20 protein-coding genes are annotated in these 23,053 nt (G+C 46.2%); 11 read left to right on the forward strand and 9 right to left on the reverse strand.

The features are described from left to right. Window positions 1-100 precede the first annotated feature (100 nt). From dnaA to gyrB, 4 genes are all read left to right on the forward strand, one after another. Window positions 101-1,555, forward strand: a complete 1,455-nt coding sequence (dnaA, locus tag ABXT70_RS00005) for a chromosomal replication initiator protein DnaA (RefSeq protein WP_443641130.1) — start codon at window positions 101-103, stop codon at window positions 1,553-1,555. A 42-nt stretch (window positions 1,556-1,597) separates the two neighbouring features. Beyond that, window positions 1,598-2,701 carry a DNA polymerase III subunit beta gene (gene dnaN, locus ABXT70_RS00010; RefSeq protein ID WP_443641131.1) on the forward strand — a complete coding sequence of 368 codons (1,104 nt, stop codon included), beginning with the start codon at window positions 1,598-1,600 and terminating at the stop codon, window positions 2,699-2,701. Window positions 2,702-2,801: 100 nt separating this feature from the next. Beyond that, on the forward strand, window positions 2,802-3,890 hold the full coding sequence (gene recF, locus ABXT70_RS00015) for a DNA replication/repair protein RecF (RefSeq protein WP_443641132.1): 1,089 nt from the start codon (window positions 2,802-2,804) through the stop codon (window positions 3,888-3,890). A 54-nt stretch (window positions 3,891-3,944) separates the two neighbouring features. Further along, a complete protein-coding gene (gene gyrB, locus ABXT70_RS00020) occupies window positions 3,945-6,362 on the forward strand; it encodes a DNA topoisomerase (ATP-hydrolyzing) subunit B (RefSeq protein WP_443641133.1) in 2,418 nt (805 codons plus the stop codon). A gap of 141 nt (window positions 6,363-6,503) precedes the next feature. Here the strand turns inward: gyrB and glyS are convergent, their stop codons facing one another. Then, on the reverse strand, window positions 6,504-8,555 hold the full coding sequence (glyS, locus tag ABXT70_RS00025; RefSeq protein ID WP_443641134.1) for a glycine--tRNA ligase subunit beta: 2,052 nt from the start codon (window positions 8,553-8,555) through the stop codon (window positions 6,504-6,506). Then, window positions 8,552-9,499, reverse strand: coding sequence for a glycine--tRNA ligase subunit alpha (gene glyQ, locus ABXT70_RS00030; RefSeq protein WP_443641135.1), 948 nt, complete (start codon window positions 9,497-9,499; stop codon window positions 8,552-8,554). The genes glyS and glyQ overlap by 4 nt, the downstream gene beginning before the upstream one ends. Window positions 9,500-9,702: 203 nt before the next feature. Here glyQ and ABXT70_RS00035 point away from each other — a divergent pair, with 203 nt between their 5' ends. Continuing rightward, the gene (locus ABXT70_RS00035; RefSeq protein ID WP_443641136.1) at window positions 9,703-10,605 is read left to right on the forward strand and encodes a lysophospholipid acyltransferase family protein; all 903 of its coding nucleotides are present in this window, start codon (window positions 9,703-9,705) and stop codon (window positions 10,603-10,605) included. Window positions 10,606-10,700: 95 nt separating this feature from the next. On the opposite strand, the gene ABXT70_RS00040 is transcribed toward ABXT70_RS00035, so the two are convergent. The 6 genes from ABXT70_RS00040 to def form a co-directional block, all read right to left on the reverse strand. Further along, window positions 10,701-11,285: a class I SAM-dependent methyltransferase gene (locus ABXT70_RS00040; RefSeq protein ID WP_443641137.1), complete on the reverse strand. Its 585-nt coding sequence runs from the start codon at window positions 11,283-11,285 to the stop codon at window positions 10,701-10,703. Window positions 11,286-11,347: 62 nt separating this feature from the next. Next, window positions 11,348-12,835 carry a TrkH family potassium uptake protein gene (locus tag ABXT70_RS00045; protein ID WP_443641138.1) on the reverse strand — a complete coding sequence of 496 codons (1,488 nt, stop codon included), beginning with the start codon at window positions 12,833-12,835 and terminating at the stop codon, window positions 11,348-11,350. 8 nt (window positions 12,836-12,843) lie between these two features. Next, window positions 12,844-14,226 (reverse strand): Trk system potassium transporter TrkA, encoded by a 1,383-nt coding sequence (gene trkA, locus ABXT70_RS00050; RefSeq protein ID WP_443641139.1) that lies wholly within the window; start codon window positions 14,224-14,226, stop codon window positions 12,844-12,846. 84 nt (window positions 14,227-14,310) lie between these two features. Then, on the reverse strand, window positions 14,311-15,606 hold the full coding sequence (rsmB, locus tag ABXT70_RS00055; protein ID WP_443641140.1) for a 16S rRNA (cytosine(967)-C(5))-methyltransferase RsmB: 1,296 nt from the start codon (window positions 15,604-15,606) through the stop codon (window positions 14,311-14,313). A 2-nt stretch (window positions 15,607-15,608) separates the two neighbouring features. Further along, window positions 15,609-16,574 (reverse strand): methionyl-tRNA formyltransferase, encoded by a 966-nt coding sequence (fmt, locus tag ABXT70_RS00060; protein ID WP_443641141.1) that lies wholly within the window; start codon window positions 16,572-16,574, stop codon window positions 15,609-15,611. After that, window positions 16,571-17,128, reverse strand: coding sequence for a peptide deformylase (gene def, locus ABXT70_RS00065; protein WP_443641142.1), 558 nt, complete (start codon window positions 17,126-17,128; stop codon window positions 16,571-16,573). The genes fmt and def overlap by 4 nt, the downstream gene beginning before the upstream one ends. Before the next feature lie 111 nt (window positions 17,129-17,239). Here def and dprA point away from each other — a divergent pair, with 111 nt between their 5' ends. The 5 genes from dprA (at window position 17,240) to ABXT70_RS00090 (ending at window position 21,519) form a co-directional block, all read left to right on the forward strand. Continuing rightward, window positions 17,240-18,355: a DNA-processing protein DprA gene (gene dprA / locus ABXT70_RS00070; protein ID WP_443641143.1), complete on the forward strand. Its 1,116-nt coding sequence runs from the start codon at window positions 17,240-17,242 to the stop codon at window positions 18,353-18,355. 22 nt (window positions 18,356-18,377) lie between these two features. Continuing rightward, window positions 18,378-18,944 carry an L-threonylcarbamoyladenylate synthase gene (locus tag ABXT70_RS00075; protein WP_443641144.1) on the forward strand — a complete coding sequence of 189 codons (567 nt, stop codon included), beginning with the start codon at window positions 18,378-18,380 and terminating at the stop codon, window positions 18,942-18,944. Window positions 18,945-18,966: 22 nt separating this feature from the next. Then, window positions 18,967-19,878 carry an oxygen-dependent coproporphyrinogen oxidase gene (gene hemF / locus ABXT70_RS00080; protein WP_443641145.1) on the forward strand — a complete coding sequence of 304 codons (912 nt, stop codon included), beginning with the start codon at window positions 18,967-18,969 and terminating at the stop codon, window positions 19,876-19,878. Between the two features lie 3 nt (window positions 19,879-19,881). Continuing rightward, entirely contained in the window at window positions 19,882-20,715 is an 834-nt protein-coding gene (aroE, locus tag ABXT70_RS00085) for a shikimate dehydrogenase (protein WP_443641146.1), read from the forward strand. A 105-nt stretch (window positions 20,716-20,820) separates the two neighbouring features. Further along, complete coding sequence (locus ABXT70_RS00090) at window positions 20,821-21,519, forward strand: aspartate/glutamate racemase family protein (RefSeq protein ID WP_443641147.1); 699 nt, start codon at window positions 20,821-20,823, stop codon at window positions 21,517-21,519. 13 nt (window positions 21,520-21,532) lie between these two features. Here the strand turns inward: ABXT70_RS00090 and ABXT70_RS00095 are convergent, their stop codons facing one another. Next, entirely contained in the window at window positions 21,533-22,264 is a 732-nt protein-coding gene (locus ABXT70_RS00095) for a YebC/PmpR family DNA-binding transcriptional regulator (protein ID WP_443641148.1), read from the reverse strand. A 123-nt stretch (window positions 22,265-22,387) separates the two neighbouring features. Here ABXT70_RS00095 and ABXT70_RS00100 point away from each other — a divergent pair, with 123 nt between their 5' ends. Continuing rightward, window positions 22,388-22,891: a GNAT family N-acetyltransferase gene (locus ABXT70_RS00100; protein WP_443641149.1), complete on the forward strand. Its 504-nt coding sequence runs from the start codon at window positions 22,388-22,390 to the stop codon at window positions 22,889-22,891. Window positions 22,892-23,053: the final 162 nt, after the last annotated feature.

Here is a 23,053-nt window from a genome sequence, read left to right on the forward strand (position 1 = left end):
TAACTTTAGGCACTTGGTGATAAAATGATTGTCGTTATTACATCAGCTAAGGCCAGTCATCTGGCTTTGGCAATTTAGTTTAATTTGGCTCTAGTTAAAAATGGCTCAAGTGATTTGGCAACAATGTTTGGCGTGTCTTCAGGATGAACTGCCTAGTCAGCAATTTAATACTTGGATTCGACCCCTGAAGGTTAATGAGTCGGGCAGAGTCATTCAATTGTTGGCACCCAATCGGTTTGTGCAAGACTGGGTTAGAGATAAGTACTTTTCTAGAATACGTGAATTGGTTGCAGATTACGCCTCAGATACGACTCAAAATGTGGAGTTGGTGGTGGACCCTTCTGGTGGCTCTACAAAAAGAGTAGCTAATCACCTTAGTGAACGGTCCCCAACTACTCCTCCTTCTGCTTTTGCACCCAATGCTGCTACGGCTACGCCTGCCATACCAAGGCAAGCAAGTGCGATTATACAACCTCAGTTTGGTGAGGAGCCTGCGCGACAGCGTGTGGTTCAGGTTGAAGGGTCAGTGCGGCATCAGAGCTATTTGAATCGTGCGTTTACTTTTTCAAGCTTTGTTCAAGGTAAGTCTAATCAGTTGGCCTTAGCGGCAGCTAAACAAGTGGCAGAAAACCCTGGTAGTTCTTATAACCCACTGTTTCTATACGGTGGAGTAGGTTTAGGTAAAACTCACTTAATGCATGCGGTTGGAGCGGCTCTAATAGAACGCAACCCTAATGCAAAAGTGGTCTATCTGCATTCAGAGCGCTTTGTAGCCGATATGGTTAAGGCCTTGCAGCTCAACGCTATTAATGAATTTAAACGGTTTTATCGCTCAGTTGATGCCTTGTTGATAGATGATATACAATTTTTTGCCGGCAAAGAGCGCTCACAAGAAGAGTTTTTTCATACCTTTAACGCCCTATTGGAGAGTGGTCAGCAGATGATTTTAACCTGTGATCGTTACCCTAAAGAGATAGCGGGGTTAGAAGATCGTTTGAAATCTCGCTTTGGTTGGGGTTTAACTGTAGCAGTAGAGCCTCCTGAGCTAGAAACGCGGGTGGCCATTTTGATGAAGAAAGCCGCTGAAGGAAATATTGCTTTGCCCGAAGACGCAGCATTTTTCCTTGCAAAAAAGATTCGTTCCAACGTACGCGAATTAGAGGGCGCCCTCAAACGGGTGGTTGCAAACTCTCATTTTACTGGTGAGGCCATTACTACACCCTTTATACAAGAGTCACTGCGTGACCTGTTGGCGCTTCAGGATAGAAAGGTCAGTATAGATAACATTCAGAAAACTGTGGCAAGCTACTATAAGATTAAAATTGCTGATATCTTGTCGAAGCGTCGCTCACGGTCAGTGGCTCGACCACGCCAGTTGGCCATGGCGTTGTCGAAAGAGCTCACCAATCATAGCTTGCCCGAAATTGGCGATGCATTTGGTGGGCGAGACCATACAACAGTTTTGCACGCGTGCCGCAAAATAAAAGAATTACGCGAAGCAGATCGTGACATTCACGATGATTATGATAACTTATATCGCTCATTAACTGTCTAAGCCGATAGTTTACGGAGCAAAAACCGTTAACAGGATTGTAGTATGAAATTTACCATCAGCCGAGAAGCCTTTTTAAAGCCCTTAGTGTTAGTTGCAGGTGTTGTTGAGAGGCGCCAAACCCTACCTGTGTTGGCCAATATATTGGTCGTGGTGGAGGGTGATCAACTTACGCTTACAGGCACTGACTTGGAAGTAGAGTTAGTGGGCCGGGTGAGTTTAGATCAGGCAGGTGAGGATGGTGGGGTGACGATTCCGGCACGTAAGTTGATGGACATATGCAAATCATTACCTGATCACGCCATGATTGAAGTTTCCCAAAACGAAGAACAATGTTTGGTGCGCTCCGCGCGCAGTAAATTTAAGTTATCCACATTGCCTGCGACAGACTTTCCCAACGTCGAAGATAGCCCTGAGTCGTTCGAATTTGAGGTGCCTCAAATGGCCCTTAAACAACTTGTGGATCAAACCGGTTTTGCCATGGCGCAGCAAGATGTGCGCTATTATCTAAACGGTATGTTGTTTGAGATTAAAGATAGTCAGTTGCGCACAGTGGCCACCGATGGCCACCGCTTGGCAACCAGTTTTATGCCGGTTGGTTTGCCTGACGAAGCTGGACAGCAGTTGATCGTGCCTCGTAAGGGTGTGCTGGAATTGGCGCGCTTAATGACGGAAGAAGATGCCTCCGTTCGCTTGGTAATTGGCGCCAGCCACATTCGCGCATTTACCAATGATTTTATTTTCACCTCCAAACTAGTTGATGGCAAGTTTCCAGATTATGAGCGCGTATTGCCACGTAATGGCGACAAGATTGTGCTTGTTGATCGCTTAGCTATGCGCGGAGTGTTAAGCCGTGCAGCTATATTATCTAATGAAAAGTACCGTGGCGTGCGCATGACTGTAAGTGATACGAACTTGCAAGTTGTCGCTAATAACCCAGAGCAGGAAGAAGCTGAAGAAAGTCTGATGGTAGATTATCAAGGTGCTCAAATTGAAATTGGTTTTAACGTTGGATATGTCCTTGATGTGCTTAATGTACTGCATAGTGATCAGGTTAAAATTACTTTGAGTGATTCTAATTCTAGTGCGTTGTTGGCGGACGGTGGTAATGGTGCGGCCCAATACGTCATCATGCCTATGCGTCTGTAACAGAGCTTGAAATCCAACCTGTTTTTCAATCACTGGCCAAGCTGGTGAATGTAGTTTATACACATCTTGTGAAAGGTGTTATCCACAGGCGCTATGGCTAATGTCTGTACAGCAACTAAGTATTCAGCGGTTGCGCAACCTGCATCATGTTGACCTTCAATTTGATGGGGGTATCAATCTACTTTATGGGCTTAATGCCAGTGGCAAAACTAGTATCTTAGAATCGATACACATGCTTGCTTTAGGCCGCTCTTTCCGTAGTCTAAAATTGGCCTCTGTCATTGCTCAAGGGCACACTGATTGCCTGTTGTTTGCCAAGATAAAAAATCCACAGGGAGTTACTGACTCTTTGGGTATGAATCGCCGTTTGGATGGTGATCATAATGTGCGTCTCAATGGTGAAAACCTGTCGTCTGTCGCTGAACTTGCTAGCCTATTACCTATTCAACTGATTGACCCTAATAGTGCGCGCTTGATCGAGGCGGGACCAAGTGTTCGTAGGCAGTATTTGGACTGGGGAGTGTATCATCACAACCCAATCTTTTTTGGCCTGTGGAAACAGGCTCAGAGGCTGCTAAAACAACGTAATAGCGCCCTGAAATGTGGTACAATGAGCGCCGATGTAAGGGCTAGTTTTGACCCAGGTTTGGTAGAGGTTGCCGAGCAGTTAAATGGCCTCAGAGAGGCCTATTTGAAGCTCCTTGAGCCAGTATTCTTCGAGTTGCTGTCTGGTTTGGTGAATTTGCCTGATTTAAAGCTTGGGTATTATTCGGGCTGGTCTGCTAATCGTAATTATGCAGACATACTTGAAGAAGCCTTGGAACGTGATTTACGGCTCGGTTATACCCAGAAAGGGCCTCAACGTGCAGACGTTAAGTTAACCTTGCATGGCGTAAATGCTGTTGAGCGCCTATCTCGTGGCCAACAAAAGTTAGTTGTCGTTGCGCTTAAGTTAGCCCAAGGAAAATTGTTAAGTGAGGCTGAGGGTCGTAAGTGTGTTTTTTTAGTTGATGACTTAGCGGCTGAGTTGGACTGGTCCCACAGGCGAGAGATATGCCGGCAGTTAGTGAGTTTAGATACACAGGTATTTGTCACTAGTGTTGGACCCGATGAGCTAACTGATTGTTGGCCAGAAGAAGCGCAAATTAAAATGTTTCACGTGAAACACGGGCAAGTAAGCCAGGAATAAATATCCATTTAGGATTGGCTGCCACTATTTAAGAAAATGACTTCGGAGTAATTAATGAGCGAAGAGACAGTCTACGATTCGTCCAGTATCAAAGTCCTTAAGGGATTGGACGCGGTGCGTAAGCGCCCAGGCATGTATATTGGTGATACGGATGATGGTACAGGTTTGCACCACATGGTGTTTGAAATTGTCGATAACTGTATCGATGAAGCTCTAGCTGGTTATTGTAGTGAAGTTAGCGTAACCATTCAGTCTGATGATACGGTAACTGTTGTTGATGATGGACGTGGTATTCCCGTAGACATTCACTTGGAAGAGGGGGTGTCTGCAGCTGAGGTTATCATGACGGTGCTGCACGCCGGTGGTAAATTTGACGACAATAGTTATAAGGTGTCAGGTGGCTTACACGGTGTAGGCGTAAGTGTAGTAAACGCACTTTCTACGGAATTAAAACTTACCATTCGTCGTAACGGCCAGGTTCATGAGCAGATTTACCATCACGGTGTTCCACAAGCTCCTTTGGCGGTAGTGGGCACAACTGAAGGTACCGGCACCACCTGTACGTTCACGGCTTCACCTGATACTTTTACAAACATCATGTTCCATTTTGATATTTTGGCTAAACGCTTACGTGAGCTTTCATTTCTAAATTCAGGTGTGGCCATTCGTCTTAAAGATGACCGCTCTGGGCGAGAAGAAGTATTTTGTTACGAAGGTGGCGTAGCTGCCTTTGTTGAATATTTGAATGCCAACAAGACCCCAATCAACAAGTGTATGCACTTTAATACCATGCATGCAGATGGTGTTGGTGTAGAGGTCGCATTGCAGTGGAATGACTCTTTCCAAGAAAGTATCCACTGCTTTACAAACAATATTCCTCAGCGAGATGGTGGCACTCACCTCAGTGGTTTTCGTTCGGCCCTTACCCGTACCCTAAATAACTACATAGAAGCAGAGTCGGCACAGAAGAAGTCCAAGGTAGCAACTTCTGGGGACGATGCACGAGAAGGTTTAACCGCCATTATTTCCGTTAAAGTGCCAGACCCAAAATTTTCCTCCCAAACTAAAGATAAGCTGGTTTCATCAGAAGTTAAGTCTGCTGTAGAGCAGGAGCTGGGTCGTTGTTTGTCTGAATTTCTACAAGAACACCCTCAAGAGGCACGTGTCATTGTTGGCAAGATGATCGATGCGGCAAGAGCAAGGGAAGCGGCTCGAAGGGCGCGTGATATGACTCGTCGCAAGGGAGCCTTAGATATCGCAGGTCTGCCTGGTAAGTTAGCAGACTGCCAAGAGAAAGACCCTGGTCTTTCTGAAATCTATCTAGTGGAGGGCGACTCTGCAGGTGGCTCTGCTAAGCAGGGACGTAATCGCCGAACCCAAGCGATCCTGCCGCTAAAGGGTAAGATTCTCAATGTCGAGAAGGCTCGTTTTGACAAGATGCTTTCCTCTGTTGAGGTTGGGACATTAATCACTGCCTTAGGTTGTGGTATTGGTCGTGATGAGTTCGATATTGAGAAGTTACGCTACCACAGTGTGATAATCATGACCGATGCCGACGTCGACGGTGCCCACATACGTACTTTGTTGTTAACCTTTTTCTTCCGTCATTTACCCAAGGTGATTGAAAATGGCCACTTGTTTATTGCCCAGCCACCACTTTACAAGGTGAAGAAAGGTAAGCAGGAGCAATACCTCAAAGATGATCCAGCACTGGATGGGTTCTTACTACAAGGCGCAATGGACGGTGCATCTTTGCATTCCAGTGCAAGTGCTCCAGCAATTTTGGGTACTGGTTTGGAAAGTTTGGCGGTACAGTATCGTCAGGTCATGGCAACTGTTAAACGTGTTGAGCGTATAATTCCAGGGGTCATCTTGAAGCAAATGATTTATGCGCCGGTACTTGCCCTAGACGAATTGCATGATCAAGATAAGGTTGCGGCATGGTTAGATTCAATTTTGGAGAGTTTAGAAGGGCAGGAAGTGGGTGGCGCCATGTACGATGGCCAGGTGCGCGCAAACCCAGAGCGTGATGGCTACTTACCCATGATTACCATCACAACCCACGGTATCGACGATGACTATATGATTAGCTTCGACTTCTTGAGTTCCAGTGAGTACCGGTCTATCGTCGCTCTTAATGCCGCCCTATCTGGGTTATTAGAAGAAGATGGTTACTTCCAGCGGGGCGAAAAGACCTTCCCAACGGAAAGCTTTGCTCATGGTTTGGACTGGCTAATGAAGGAAGCACGCCGTGGTCTTTCTGTTCAGCGTTATAAGGGTTTAGGTGAAATGAACCCAGACCAATTGTGGGAGACCACTATGGATCCGGAGCAACGTCGTATGTTGTGTGTAACCATTGATGATGCCATTGCGGCAGACCAAATGTTTACCACTCTTATGGGTGACGAGGTTGAGCCCCGCAGAATCTTTATCGAAGAAAACGCCCTACGGGTTGCCAATTTGGACTTCTAGCTCTGGCGTTTAGAAGCTACTATAGCCAATAAACAGGCCTCCAAACGGAGGCTTTTTATTGGCTGTAGAAAGTGACTAGCGGTGTTGTATGGGAAAAATTAACAATAATGTTTCACGTGAAACACTCTAAAAAATCAAATTCTAATGGGCCAACAAACTAATGTCAGCCACACGACCAAGCTCAGTTTGAAGTTCTGACAGCAATGCCAAACGGTTGTTCTTAAGGGCATCATCATCAGTCATTACCATGATGTCTGAGAAGAATTGATCAAGTGGGCCTGCCAGCTGAGCAAGTGCTTGTAGCGCATCATGGTAGTTGCCATGAGTTATAACAGCCAAGTTGCTTTGTTTAATTTTTTCCAACGAGTCAGCTAATGTGATCTCGGCAGCCTCTAACAACAATGCTGCATCAAACGAGGAATCACCATTACCATTTTTGCTAAGGATGTTACTCACACGTTTATTACTCGCGATAAGAGCTGGCGCTGCGTCAAGCTTCAAGAACTGACTTACAGCTTGAACACGGCGATCAAAGTCTAATGGTGAATTAGATTTGTTCTCCATGACGGCTAAATAAATATCAACTGAAACTTTCTGATCCTCATAGTGGGCCCGTAGACGATCGAATATAAAGTTCAATAACTGTGGTTGAACTTTTGCTAAGGGTGATGGTAAATCTTCATGCAAAGCATAAGAGGCCTGAAGCAACGCAGCAAGATCAAGTTCCAAATCTTGTTCAATAATAATGCGTAATAAACCAACGGTAGCCCGTCTTAAGGCATACGGGTCCTTACTACCCGTAGGCGGTTGACCAATACCAAACAGCCCTACCAAGGTATCTAACCTATCAGCAATAGCAACAGCGCTAGCAATAGAGGATTGTGGCAAACAATCGCCGGCAAACTTAGGCCAGTAGTGTTGCTCTAGGGCGGCTGCAACCGTAACATCCTCACCATCGCTGAGAGCGTAAACGTGGCCCATTAGGCCCTGTAAGTCACTAAACTCAAGCACCATATCGGTATTAAGGTCAGCCTTAGATAGGGCGCCTGCACGAGCTGCCAGAGCACTGTCTGCGCCAATTAGGCGGGCAATACGGCTAGCCAATTGAGAAACCCGTCGGGTCTTGTCAAGCACGGTGCCTAGTTCTGCTTGAAACACCACTTTTCCCAAAGCTTCGTTACGGCTCTCTAATGTGGTTTTCTTATCAGTTTCAAAAAAGAACACAGCGTCGGCAAGCCGTGGACGAATAACACGTTCATTACCCGCAATAACGCGGTTAGCATCCTTGCTAATAATGTTGCTGACGGTAAGAAACAGGGGCAAAATATCACCCTTGTCATCTACAAAATGGAAATATTTCTGATGTTCTTTCATGGAAGAAATTAAAGCCTGGGCAGGCACTTTCAAAAATGCCTCATCAAAGCGACCGGTTAAACACACCGGCCATTCGACTAGCCCAGTCACTTCGTCGAGTAATTTTTCATCGATTACAGCTGTAGCATTGAGAGCTTTAGCCTGCTCCGATATTTGTGTACGGATCATGGTTTTACGTTCATCAAAGCTAACAACAACATGACCTTGGTTGCGCAACTGTTGTGCATAACTCGAAGGTGAATCAATGGTGATCTGGCCTTGGCTATGAAAACGATGCCCACGACTAGAGTGGCTATTACTCAAATCAAACAACTGGGTATCCACGAGTTCATTGCCTAAGGAGAGGATGAACCACTGTACCGGACGCACAAATTCATTACGTGATGCACCCCAGCGCATACGCTTGGCTATAGGTAGGTTAGCTAAGGCGACGTCGATTACATCTGCCAAAAGATCAAGCGTTTTGGAACCCTTAATTTGGCACTCAAATTGGTAATATTGACCTTTTTCTGTATCAACAATAGCCAAATCGTCTAACGTAACTTTGCAGGAACGAGCAAAACCTTCAACTGCTTTTTCTGGCGCTTTAACAGAAGGGCCGCGACGGCTTTCGTGACGGTCAGCCTGCTGCACTTCTAAGGCCTCAATGATCACGGCTAATCGGCGTGGCGTAGCGTAAGGTATGACTTGGCCATGTTCCAAACCAAGCTCTTTTAACTGGCCTGTAATGCTGGATTCTAATGCCCTAGACAAGGCCATTAAAGATTTTGGAGGCAGCTCTTCAGTACCTAACTCAAACAAAAAATCGGCTTGGCTCATGAGCTTTGCTCCTCGTGCTGCAATAACTCGTCTTTCAAGTCCTGGCTAGCAAGGGGAAAACCAAGTGCTTTGCGGGCGGCATAATATTCCAATGCAACTTGGCGGGCGAGGGCGCGAACCCTTAGAATATAACGCTGCCTCTCTGTGACTGAGATGGCATGGCGTGCGTCAAGCAAGTTGAATACATGGGATGCCTTAAGGACAAATTCGTAAGCGGGTAAGGGCAGTTTAGCGTCAACCATACGGACACATTCAACCTCGTAATGGTCAAAGTTACTAAACAGTGTATCTACTTGCGCGTGTTCGAAGTTGTAGGTCGACATTTCTACTTCCTGCTGATGGAATATGTCGCCATAACTCACAGTAGTGCCATCAGCAGCGCGGCTCCACACGAGATCATACACGCTATCAACGTTTTGTAGGTACATGGCGATACGCTCAAGACCGATAGTAATCTCACCCATCACCGGGAAGCACTCAAGACCACCTGCTTGTTGGAAATAGGTAAATTGGGACACCTCCATACCGTTAAGCCAGATTTCCCAGCCTAAGCCCCATGCGCCCAGTGTTGGAGATTCCCAGTTGTCTTCAACAAAACGTACATCATGTACCTGGGTATCAATACCCAGGTGATCTAGGCATTGTAAGTACAATTCTTGAAAATTTGTTGGTGATGGCTTAATGACTACCTGAAACTGGAAATAATGTTGTAACCGGTTAGGATTCTCACCATAGCGGCCATCTGTAGGGCGGCGGCTGGGCTGAACGTATGCCGCGCGCCAGCTTTCAGGGCCAATGGCCTTAAGAAAAGTCGCAGGATGAAAGGTGCCAGCCCCGACTTCCATATCGAGTGGCTGCATGATGTTGCAGCCTTGAGCAGACCAGTATTGTTGCAAGGCAAAAATGAGTCCTTGAAAAGTACTGGTATCGGTTGTTTTATCCACGACTAAATCCACGCATTAAGTAAAAGAAAGAGTTGCTTCAGCACAACGCCAAGAGCAAGATTTAAGCCCCATATTATACACTAGCAGTACGCGGCTGGCATGTACCTAAAAGCACGCTAGTCCCTCGTTTATAGGCCATTTACGAGGTATCATTACCTAACTGAGCCAAACTTAGGCCTTAAGAAAGAATCTTTGACCACTTTATGTCTGAAAAAATGAAATCCAGCCTCGCTGTGGGCCTATTACGAATATTAGGAAAGCTACCCCTGTGGTGGCTGCATAGTATATCTAAGGTAATATTAGCTCTCATGGTGGTGTTGCCGAATCAAAACCTCAAACAGACTCGGCTAAACATCCGGCGCTGTTGTCCAAGCCTCACCAGTCAGCAACAAGGAAAATTAGTACGCCAAAGTTTGCTACATACTATATACGCCGCACTTGAGATGGGTATCAATTGGACACAGCCTAGTCAGCGCGGTTTAGATAGTATCAAGGCGGTGCAAGGGTCAGCATGTCTTAGCCAAGCCCAAAGCAAAGGAGGTGTGGTGCTATTAACGCCTCATTTGGGTAACTGGGAACTGTTTGCTAATTGGGCTGCGCATGAAGCCAAGGTCACAGCCCTGTATAAACCTGCTAAATTGCCTGGCCTTGATAAACTGATACATCAAGCAAGAAGCAACGCAGGCATGAAACTGGCACCAGCATCGGCGAAAGGCGTAATGCTGCTTAAACGAGCATTATTAAAAGGTGAAGTTAATCTGATATTGCCAGACCAAGAACCGCCGCCAGCAGCTGGTACAATTAGCCAATGGTTTGGCCAGCCAGCTTATACCATGACATTAGCAGCGCAGTTGGCTAACACTAAAAACACACGCATTATTCTAGGTTTTGCGCGTCGTTTGGATGCCAGCGAAGGGTTCGTTATTGAGCTAGAAGACATTACTGACCGGTGTGTGGCGGATAATTGTAGCGATGACAATACTGAAGTGCTGACAGCCAAGGTACAAGCAATCAATACATCAATAGAAAGGTTGGTCCAAAGCGCTCCAGAACAATACCAATGGGAATACCGACGTTTCAAAAATACTTTAGAGCGGACTAGCTAAAAATAAATCGCACCGTTAGTGCATTTTAGACAACAGCAGGAGTAAAACTGACAGCCAGTTAACCAAGATCATGTGTTTGCTAGTTTGATGGTTGCTCAGACAGTTAAGGGCTTGCGGGCTATCAACAAGGCTTTGCCGGCTAATGGGTGATCTAGGTGGGCCAGCTCTTGTTCGTCGAGATAGACCAGAGGCTCTAGCTCATTAAACAATTCTAACAGCTCGCCTCTTGCCAACAAAAAAGCTGGGCGCCGAGGCTTACTAAGGGCTTCACCTGCTATGTGAGTAACTTGATTAAACGTCTGATAGACTAACATACCACCTGGATTGAGGTGCGATATAATCTGTGGACAAAGTGTGCGACTAAGAAATGCTGTTACACAAATAAGGTCAAACATCTGGTTTGGCCATGGCGTATCTGTAAGATCTATACACCGTTGATTTACCTCAACTTTTTGCATGCCACAATGGTGCAGCATTTGCTTAAGTCCAGCTGTAGAATAGTCCCACCCATGCATCGTAAGCCCATGATTTGTAAGGAATATAGCGTTTTGTCCTAAACCGCACGCTAAGTCTAAACCGGAGCCAGTGTTGGGAAATAAATGGGTGTAATTTTGCAGGCCATAACTGACGCAAGGTAACTCAGAGGTTAAAGAATAACGTTGGTTCCAGCACTCTGGCATAGCAAATAATTCCTGTGGATAAGTCTGTGAATAGGTTCAGAAAAACTAGCTAATAGAACAACCTACTCGCGCCAAAACATGGGAGTGAATAACACTAATAAGGTAAAGACTTCTAGACGACCCAAGAGCATAGAGAAACATAGTATCCACTTAGCAGTGTTATTAATATCACCATAGTTAAGTGCAACGTCACCCAGACCAGGGCCAAGATTATTGATGGTAGCACCTACGGCTGACCAAGCAGTAACCTGATCTAAGCCTGTCGCTAACAGGGCAACCATCATGATCAAAAAGACTAAAATGTAAACGGAGACAAACCCCCACACAGCTTCGGCCACTCTATCTGGGATTGGGCTAGAGCCCAACTTTACGTGAACGATAGCGTTAGGGTGGATAAGCCGTTGTATTTCTCGAAGCCCTTGTTTAAGTATAATAAGTACCCGTACCACCTTCATGCCACCGCCGGTAGAGCCGGCACAGCCGCCCATGAAGGCCGCACTGAACAAAAGGAAGGCTAACATGGCTGGCCATTGGGCGAAATCTGCTGTGGCATAGCCTGTAGTGGTGGCAATAGAGACCACTTCAAACACACCCTGACGGAAACTATCGTTAAAGCTCATGTTATTGGTGAGCCACAAAGTGGTCACAGTGATAAGACAAATGATGGCGATCACAGTTAGGAAGAAGCGGAATTCCTCGTCCTTCCAATAATGTAATAAGCTAGCTCTATAGTGTTTTTGTCGTATGGTGCGCGCAGTGTGGAAATGGAGGCCAAAATTTACCGCCGCTAGTAACATAAAAACGATGGCAATGGTTTCTATAGCAGCACTATTAAAATACCCCAAGCTGGCATCATGGGTAGAGAAGCCTCCGATAGCAACGGTGGAAAAACTATGGGTGATAGCATCAAAGGCGTTCATGCCTGCAAACCAGTAGGCTAAACCGCAAGTGACCGTAAGAGTTAAGTAAATATACCAAAGTTGCTTGGCTGTTTCGGTAATTCTGGGGGTGAGTTTGGAGTCTTTTACTGGCCCTGGAGTTTCTGCTCGATATAGTTGTATACCGCCAATGCCCAGCATAGGAAGAATTGCGACGGCTAATACGATAATACCCATACCGCCAAACCATTGTAGAAATTGACGGTAAAACAATAGCGATTTAGGCAATACATCAAGATGCGTAATGACCGTAGCACCGGTGGTGGTAAGGCCAGAAAGGGATTCAAACAGAGCGTCCACATAACTCCAATTTGGGTTAACTATAGACAAGGGCGTGGAGAAGTAAAAGGGCAAGGCGCCAAACAGGCCTAGAATAGACCAAAACATCACCACAATCACAAAACCATCTCGCGTGCGCAAAACGTTATTGTGTTTCGCAAAACATAGCCACAACAAAAAACCAGCAATAAAAGTGATGAAGAAAGAGATCGCAAACGCACTTTCTGCACCATCGTCATGGAGGCTTAGGGCAATGACTAATGACGGCAACATGGAGGCGCTGAAAGCCATTAGCAGCATACCAATGATTTTTAAGGTAACACGAAAGTGCATATTAAGGCCTAAAAGAATCCAAGTGTAACGGCGAATAGTCGCTCAACATCGTGAATCATATGTCTATCTGTCAAGAATAGAATGCAATGGTCATTGTTTTTGATGACAGTGTCATGGTGTGCAATGAGCACGTCTTCACCACGTACAATGGCGCCAAAACTGGTGCCCTGGGGCAGGCTAATATCAGCAACATTACGGCCAACCACTTTGGACGTTTTTGTGTCTCCATGAGCTACCACTTCGATAGCTTCTGCGGCACCTCGCCTTAAGGAGTGAACGTTGACGATATCGCCACGGCGGACATGGGTTAGTAGGCTACTGATGGTGGTCTGTTGAGGAGAAATGGCAATGTCGATGGTGCCATCTTCTATTAGATCAACGTAAGCTGGATTGTTTATTAGGGTCATCACCGTGCGCACGCCTAAACGTTTAGCCAACATAGACGCCATAATATTGGCCTCGTCGTCGTTAGTTAAGGCACAAAAAACATCCGTAGATTCTATGTTTTCTTCGATTAGTAGCTCTTTGTCGGAAGCACTACCATGTAGGATGATGACATCGTCAAGGATATCGGCTAGGTGCTCACAACGCTCTAGCCCGCGTTCAATAACTTTGACGCGGAAATTATTACGTAAATTTTGGGCTAACCTAGAACCAATATTACCACCACCTGCGATCATGATGCGTTTATATGGTTTTTCTAATCGACGAAGTTCACTCATGACCTTACTAATATCCGCCTTAGCAGCGATAAAAAAGACTTCATCATCGACATGAATATGGGTTTTACCGGAAGGTACGATGGCTTTATCGTTGCGGAAAATGGCCGCAACGCGAGTGTCAACGTTAGGCATATGACTTCGCAAATCAGATACAGGTTTACCCACTAATGGGCCACCATGGCTGGCGGTCACCGCAACCAGCTGCACTTTACCTTTGGCAAAATCGAGCACTTGTAGGGCCGTCGGGTTTTCTATCAGTCGCTGAACGTGGGCGGTAACCAACTTTTCTGGGCTAATAATGACGTCGATAGGAAACGCTCGTGGCTCTTGTTTAAATAAGGCTTCGCGCTCTAACAAATACTGATGTTCGCGGATACGGCTAATAATGGTAGGTGTTTGGAACATGGTTTTAGCGATTTGGCAGGCCACCATGTTTACTTCGTCACTGTTGGTAACAGCCACTAACATATCAGCGTCTTCGGCACCGGCACTGGCTAGAATATTGGGAAGCGATGCATGCCCGCGCACGGTACGAATATCAAGGCGATCTTGTAAATCTTTTAAGTGGCCGGCGTCTTGGTCCACCATAGTCACATCATTGGCCTCGTTGGCCAAGTTTTCAGCAAGGGTACGGCCAACCTGACCTGCACCAAGAATGATGATTTTCATACTAGAGCAAAATGCCTCAAGAGCTTTTTATGGCCACCATGATAGCAGAACACATGGCAGAATCTACCATCATGACTGCAACTGTTAGAGTGGCTTGTGAAGTTTGGCGTAGTAAAAGCCATCGTGACTTGTTGGATTAGGAAATAGCTGGCGGCCTACATCCATTTCAATGCCCCAATCACCATCAATGACACAATGTTGGGCCTGTGTTTGCTGCTTTAAAAAGCGGGCCACAAGGCGATCATTTTCTTGGCGTAATATGGAGCAAGTGGCGTAGAGCAAATAACCTCCGGGTTTCAACAAAGGCCATAGATTATGTAGTAGTTTTAGTTGCAATTGGGCCAGTTCCAAAACGTCTTCGCTAGTGCGTAGAATTTTTATGTCGGGGTTGCGTCTAATTACACCAGTAGCCGAACAGGGCGCATCAAGCAGTATCCGGTCAAAGGTTTCTCCATCCCACCACTGATCTGGCTCACTGGCGTCGGCGCAGATGATCTTTGCTTCTAGCCCCATACGCTGTAAGTTTTCTTCCATGCGACCAATACGCCGTTGTTCAAGCTCAACCGCAACGACATCTAGATCCTGCGCTTCTAATAAATGGCAGGTTTTACCACCGGGCGCAGCACAAGCATCTAACACGCGCTGGCCCGCTTCTAGTTGTAATAACTGCGCAGATAGTTGCGGTGCTTCGTCCTGCACACTAAACCAACCTTCCGAAAAACCTGGCAATTGAGTGACATCGCAAGGTTTTACAAGTTGCACTCCAACATTGCTTATCTGGCATGCGTGGCCTAGGTGACCTGCGTCTGCTAAAGCGATTAAATAATCACTAGGGCTGATTTTTCGGCTATTGACGCGGAGTGTAAGAGGCCCTTGGGGGTCGTTGGCCGCTATAATTTGTAGCCAATGATTTGGCCAATGGTGGCTTAGCTTAGACACGAGCCACTCGGGGTGATTATAACGGTAGGCATCATGCTCATTAAGCACTTCAGCAAGTTCTACACCTCCACGAATATAAGAACGCAATACACCATTGATCAGTTTGTCTGCCCAGCGTTTGCCACTAGCCTTAGCAGCTTGCACGGTAGCATCTACGGCCGCGTAGTCAGGCGTACGCATGGCCTTAATTTGGTATAAACCCATAAGAATGAGTGCATAAATATCCTGATCCTGGCTCTTTATAGGTTTGTGTAGAAGCTGTTCCGCAATGAGTTCCAGTTGTGGGAAATGCCTACAGGTGCCGTAGCACAGTTGCTGAATGAGGGCGCGGTCTCCATGTTCTGCAGCTTCTAAGGCCTTAGGTAGGCTAGAAGCTAAAGAGCCCTTTTGGCACAACACAGAGGTAAGGGCTTGGGCTGCCAATAAGCGTGGGTTTGCCATGGTTAGTTGTCCACCTTAAGGCTGGTAAAGGCTTCACCAAGTATCATTTTTTGTTTTAGGCTCATGATTTCACTTTGATTTAGGGTCTTGCCACCAGGCCATTGTAATTGAGTGATTTTAAGGTGGCCCCTACCACACACCACTTCTAAACCCGTTTTATCAAGCGTAACTAAAGTGCCAGCTGGTTGGTTACCAGAGGACTCTATTGCGTGGGCCATCCAGATGCGTAGGCGATTGTCTTGCCAATCGCTGTAGGCCACTGGCCAGGAGTTAAGACCGCGTACTTGCAGGCTGATTTGCTGGGCACTTTGGTGCCAATCAATGGCGCCCTCGGCTTTGGTTAACTTAGCGGCATAGTTGGCTTCAGCGTTGTCTTGAACTTCCGCCGTAAGTTTTGCACTTTGCAGGCCATTTAAAACCTTAACTAGGCTATTACAACCAAGCTCTGCCAACTTTTTGTACAAGCTAGCGCTAGTGTCAGCTAATGTAATGGGAATGCCTGTTTTAAGCAACATAGGACCGGTGTCTAGGCCCGCTTCCATTTGCATAACCGTCACACCAGACGTTGCGTCACCGGCTAATATTGCTCGTTGAATGGGCGCTGCGCCACGCCAACGGGGTAATAAGGAGCCGTGCACATTAATACAACCTAAGCGAGGCGTGTCTAAAGCGACTTGAGGGAGTAGTAAACCATAAGCTACGACCACCATGATGTCGGCTTTGTAGCTAGCCAATACATGCTGAGTTTGTGGGTCTTTTAGAGTTAACGGTTGTTGTACTTCAATCGAGTGTTCAAGGGCGAGGGTCTTAACTGGGCTAACTGTCAATTTGCGGCCCCGACCAGCAGGGCGGTCTGGCTGGCTGTAAACACTAACTACCTGGTGTGAACTATCAAGCAAGGCTTGTAAATGTTGGGCTGCAAATTCTGGTGTGCCTGCAAAAATAATTCTTAAACCCGTTTCGCTCACGCTTGGGCTTCCTCGTCAATTTTGGCCCTAGCTTCGTAGAGCGCATCTTTGGCTTCATCACGGTGTTTTTTCTCAAGTTTTTTACGGATGCGGTCCCTTTTAACACGTGAAAGGTAATCCACAAACAACTTACCGTTAAGGTGGTCTAGTTCATGTTGAATACAAACAGCAAACAAGCCCTCGGCTTGCTCAGAAATAGTTTCACCATTTTCATCAAAGGCGCAGAGTTGAATTTTGCTATGACGTGCTACATCGTCGTAAAACTCAGGCACCGACAAGCAACCTTCTTGGTAGCTTTGCACTTCGTCGGTCAATGGTTCCCAACTAGGGTTAACTAGCACCCTTGGGTCGTCACCATCTTCGCTTACATCAATCACCACAACGCGTTGGTGAACATTCACTTGTGAAGCGGCTAAACCTATGCCCGGGGCATGGTACATGGTTTCTAGCATGTCCTTAGCCAGTTGGCGGGTGTCATCGTTAATTTGCACCACATCCACTGCAACTTTGCGCAAACGTGGATCTGGAAACTCTAAAATTGGTAATAGTGCCATGGGATTCTGTGTTCGTTGAGGTCTGGCGCAGCAGGTTTGAGGATTACTAACGCAAATATAAATTTATTAGCTAGAATTATAGCACTATCTGTCTTTAGTAATGGAATGATTATGGATGATCATCATTTAGCTTGGCTTGCGTTGAGCGAACTCAACCTAACCTTTAAGCAAGGCTTCGACTTAGCTCAACTTTATAGCCACGGAGCCACTATTTTAGAGCAACAATTGTCGCCTCAGTTAGTCTCTATTTTGAGCCATAAGCAGCGCCAGTGTCTAGCCCGGTTAACGTCTCAACCTTTACAATTGAGCCTCGCTAAGCAATTGCATTGGGTAGAGAGTAACAACGCCTTGTTGCTACTGTATGATGATATGAACTATCCAGAAGCTTTGAAATCAATTCACCACCCACCTGCATTCTTATGGTTGCAAGGTCGCTCTAGCCTGCTTAATGAACCCTGCATTGCCATGGTGGGTGCCCGTAGAGCCACAGCCAATGGGATGGCATTAGCCAAAACTTTTGCTGCTAGCCTTGGTGCCAGTGGTTTAACAATCGTCAGTGGCTTGGCCTTAGGTATAGATGGTGCTTGTCATCAAGGGGCCCTTGACGCCCAAGCGGATACTATTGCGGTACTCGGATCGGGGTTAGGTCAAATATACCCATTAAAACATCAGCCATTGGCACAACGTATACTTGCGGGCGCTGGATTGCTGGTGTCACCTTGGCCGCTTATGGCCAAACCCTTAGGATACCGGTTTCCAGCACGTAATCGCATCATCAGTGGGTTGAGTATGGGCGTTTTAGTTTTGGAGGCGGCGCTTAGAAGTGGTTCTCTCATTACCGCCAAAACCGCATTGGAACAAGGGCGGGAGGTCTTTGCTGTGCCCTCAAGCGTGCACAATGTTCAAGCCCATGGCTGCCACCAATTGATACGTAACGGAGCTATACTAGTGGATCAACCACAACAAGTTTTGACAGAATTGGCCCTTCAATTGCGGCCATGGGTAGGGCGCTACCAACCCCAAGACCTAACTATACAGCAAGATTCTGGGTATATTGTGGAAGAATTACAAAAATTGCTGCGAGTTTTTGGCTATGACCCTGTGCCAGTTGATATACTTTGCGCTCAATTGGATGAGCCGTATAATGTTGTTGCAGCACAATTGGTAGAATTAGAGCTACTTGGCCTGGTGCGACTGACGGTCGGTGGTTATGAAAAAGTGCTTTAGGCACAAGCGTCTTAGGAAATCTATGCGACCCAGCAATTGGCATTTAAACCGCGCCACACAAACCCTAATCACCGGTGGCGTCATCGCCTATCCTACAGAGGCGGTATGGGGCTTAGGCTGTGACCCATGGAATGCGGCAGCGGTAGATAGAATGCTCAAATTAAAACAACGGCCCATGTACAAAGGCCTAATATTAATTGCGTCCCAATGGGGCCAGTTTCAGCCCTTGTTAGACGCATTGACGGCGCAACAAATCGAGCAGCTTAACCTAACTTGGCCGGGCCCAACCACTTGGTTAATACCAGACCCACAATGTTGGGTGCCACCATGGATTAAAGGTCAGCATGCGAGCGTTGCCTTGCGGGTATCGGCCCATCCTATAGTGACCGCATTATGTGATCGTTTTAACGGCCCAATAGTATCTACTTCTGCCAATTTAGCTGGGCACCAACCAATCAGAAGCCGCTTGCACATAGCACGTACCTTTGGCGACCAACTTGATTACGTAGTTAATGGCGAGCTAGGCCAGAGTAAACAACCCAGCCAAGTGAAAGATTTAGTTTCGGGACAAGTCATTCGTCCAGCGTAAATCAATATTTAAGGAATACTTCGTGTCCAACGTCAACATTAAGGCAGTAAAAACATACCTCCTTGGTCTGCAGCAAACTATATGTGATGCCTTGCAAGAATTAGATGGCGGTGCTCAATTTATCGCCGACGAATGGCAACGTGAAGCAGGTGGTGGCGGTATCAGCCGTGTATTGGCTGGTGGCAGCGTTATTGAAAAAGGGGGGGTGAATTTTTCCCACGTGATGGGCGATTCTATGCCCGCATCTGCCACTGCTCATCGACCAGAACTAGCTGGACGTACTTTTCAGGCCATGGGAGTGTCGCTGGTAATTCATCCTCGAAACCCTTATGCACCAACATCCCACGCCAATGTAAGATTTTTTGTTGCGGAAAAGCCAGGCGAAGAACCTGTGTGGTGGTTTGGTGGTGGTTATGACCTAACACCATACTATGGTAACCAAGAAGACTGCCGCCATTGGCATGCTACGGCCAAAGCTGCCTGTGATCCGTTTGGTGAAGCGCTTTACCTGCGATTAAAAACCTGGTGTGACGAATATTTTTATTTGCCCCATCGGGAAGAAGCTAGAGGTGTGGGCGGTCTGTTTTTTGATGATCTAAATGACCCTGATTTTGATACTGCTTTTGCCATTATGCAAAGTGTAGGCGATAGCTACCTTAAGGCCTATGGCCCCATCATTGAGCGTCGCAAGGACATGGCATATGGCGAGCGGCAACGGGATTTCCAGTTGCACCGTCGTGGTCGATATGTAGAATTCAATTTAGTATATGACCGAGGCACCTTGTTTGGTTTACAAACAGGGGGGCGTACAGAATCTATTCTCATGTCATTGCCAAGCGAAGTGCGCTGGAGCTACGATTACCAAATCGATGAGAGTTCAGAAGAAGCTATACTAGGGCGGGATTTTTTACCTGCCAAAAATTGGCTGGAGTAACCCATGTCTATAGATCAGTACCGTGTGTTTGGTAACCCTATCCATCAAAGCAAATCTCCTAATATTCATAAGGCATTTGCAGAGGCTACCAAACAACATATCAACTACCAAGCACAACTAGTACTAGAAGCTGTGTTTGAGCACACTGTTAAGGAATTCTTTGCAACCGGTGGTAAGGGTCTAAATATTACGGTGCCCTTTAAACAGCGGGCCTTTGCTATGGCACAGGCTATTAGTCCAGCTGCTGAAAAGGCAGAAGCCGCCAATACTCTGTACTTAAATGAACAAGGGCAATTAGTGGCAGAAAATACTGATGGTGTAGGTTTGGTGAGGGACATCTGCCATAACCTTAATGGCGAATTAAAAGCTAAACGAATCTTAGTATTAGGAGCAGGTGGGGCGGTTAGAGGTGTGTTACAACCTCTCCTTGCGCAGCTTCCAAAGCAGCTTATAATCGCCAACCGAACCCATAGTAAAGCGCAAACGCTGGCAGCTTCATTTGCCGACTTAGGAAGTATTGATGCCTTACCTATGGGCCAACTAAAGGGTCAATTTGACTGGGTTATCAATGGCACCTCTGCTAGTCTTGCTGGAGACCTTCCACCGTTGCCAGATGGCTTACTGACCAATAATACCCACTGCTACGACATGATGTACTCTGCTAAAACCACAGTGTTCAACACATGGGCAGTCAAACAAGGCGTAGCACAAGCAAACGATGGTCTAGGCATGTTAGTTGAACAAGCTGCTCAGTCCTTTAAACTATGGCGGGGTTTGTTGCCACCAACTGCAGAGGTATTGCTGGCACTACGAAGTGAGTTGCGAAAGGAAATCTAGGGGTATCATGTTATGAAAGGCAAATGCTTTTGCGAGAAAGTGGAATTTTCAATTACCGTTCCCTTACCTAAGAACACCATTTGTAAGTTACTGGAACGTTAAACGATGAAAACCATCGGTCTTATAGGAGGTATGAGTTGGGAATCAACCAGTCTCTATTACAGCGCGCTTAATCAAGGGGTTAGGGAAACTTTAGGGGGCTTACATAGCGCTAAAATTTGCCTGTATAGTGTGGATTTTCATGAAATTGAGCAGCTTCAGCGTCTAGGTAAATGGCAAGACACGGCAGACATTTTGGTTAAGGCGGCCAAAGCTTTAGAAGCCGGCGGGGCAGATCTATTTTTGATTTGTTCCAACACCATGCACAAGGTGGCGGCTGAGGTCCAGGCAGCTGTGAAGATTCCGCTGCTTCATATAGCAGATGCTACAGCTAATGAGCTGTTAACAGATGGCATCACCAAAGTAGGCCTGCTAGGCACAGCATTTACTATGCAGCAGGAATTTTACAAAGGACGTTTGGTTGAAGAGTTTGGTATAGAGGTGATTACGCCCAATGCCGAGCAACAACAGAAGGTTCATGAGGTTATTTACCAAGAACTGTGTCTTGGCCAAATTGACAAAGAATCTAAGCGCTACTACCTTAATGTGATTGAAGATCTATTTGACCAAGGTGCTCAAGCAATAATTTTAGGCTGTACAGAAATCACCTTACTGGTGCAACAGGCTGATACTTCAATACCACTTTACGACACCACCGCCATTCACGCTCAAAGCGCGGTCGAGGCCGCATTAGATAACGTGTGAGGTGCAGCTAAACTTAATTAAGGTCTGCGTTGTGATAAACGTTTTGCACGTCATCAAGGTCGGTAAGCATATCTAAAAAGGTTTCAAACATAATCGCATCATCACCCGTTACCGGGTGGGTGTTTTGTGGGATGAATTGGATCTCATCGACCTCAAACTCAAATTCGCCTTTATCATTGCCCAATGTGTCAATAAGTGCTTGCTTGGCTTTATTGTACTCAGTGTGAGGAGCAAACACGGTTGTCATGTCGTCTTCGCACTCAATGTCCGTTACATCAACGTCGGCCATTATTAGTGCCTCTAATACGGTATCTTCGTCATCACCGCTAAAAACAAAAATAGCACTATGATCAAACATATGGCCTACACTGCCCGGGGTGCCAATCTTGCACTTAGTTTTAGTAAAGCATAGACGGACGTCACCAAAAGTACGATTAGGGTTGTCTGTAAGGCACTCAACAATTACCATAGAACTGCCGGGGCCATAACCTTCATAACGTGCTGTGGAATAGTCTTCACCACCACTACCTTTGGCCTTTTCCAACGCCTTATCGATTACGTGGCTTGGTACTTGATCTTTTTTAGCCTTATCTATGAGCGTACGAAGTGCTAAGTTTCCATCGGGCTCAACACCACCAGATTTTGCACAAACATAAATTTCACGTCCGTACTTGCTATACACCTTGGCTTTAGCGTCAGATGTTTTGGCGATGGATAATTTTTTGTTTTGGTAGGCTCTACCCATGGTCTTTGTCCTGTGGAAAAATTGGTTTTAATTTTACCTTTATATTTGATCTGGTGAAAGCTACAGTTGTAAACTTCCCTGACAGTGTTGAAACAAGTGCTAATTAACTTAGGATTCGATAGCATGAACATCCGGCAAGCTACAAATGCTGATTTTGATGGGATCTGGCCTATTTTTCATGACATTGCTAATGCAGGTGAAACCTACGCCTACCCAAACAACACCACTAGGGCGCAAGCCCAGAAAATATGGTTAGAAGACCCACAGAAGACTTATGTGGTTGAAGAGGCTGCAATTATTGTTGGCACTTACTTCATCAAGACCAATCAGTCAGGCCCAGGGAGTCACGTCTGTAACTGTGGCTACATGGTTGCGCCTGAGGCCCGAGGCCGGGGCATTGCGTCTTTTATGTGTCAACACTCACAACAAGAGGCGCGTGTGTTGGGCTATAAAGCGATGCAGTTTAATTTTGTAGCAGCAAGCAATATAGCTGCAATAAATCTATGGCAAAAGTTAGGGTTTGAAAAAGTGGGCTGTTTGCCAAAAGCCTTTCTACATCCAAGTCTAGGTTATGTAGATGCAATCGTTATGTATAAGTGGTTAGAGTTGAATTCTGCAGGGGGTTAAACCTGAACCAAATGCAGTACCTAGCCAATATGCCAAGAAATAAGCGAGTGATTGATGCAGCTCAATACTCTACCAGCGTAATAACTGGGGTATCAATCATGAATAGTAAGCACTGCACCCTCAATCTTAGTGGCAGTGATGGAGGAAAACCATTCTCAGTCA

Source organism: Candidatus Njordibacter sp. Uisw_039 (genome assembly GCF_047730075.1).
In the GTDB taxonomy this organism is placed as follows: Bacteria; Pseudomonadota; Gammaproteobacteria; order Pseudomonadales; family Balneatricaceae; genus Njordibacter.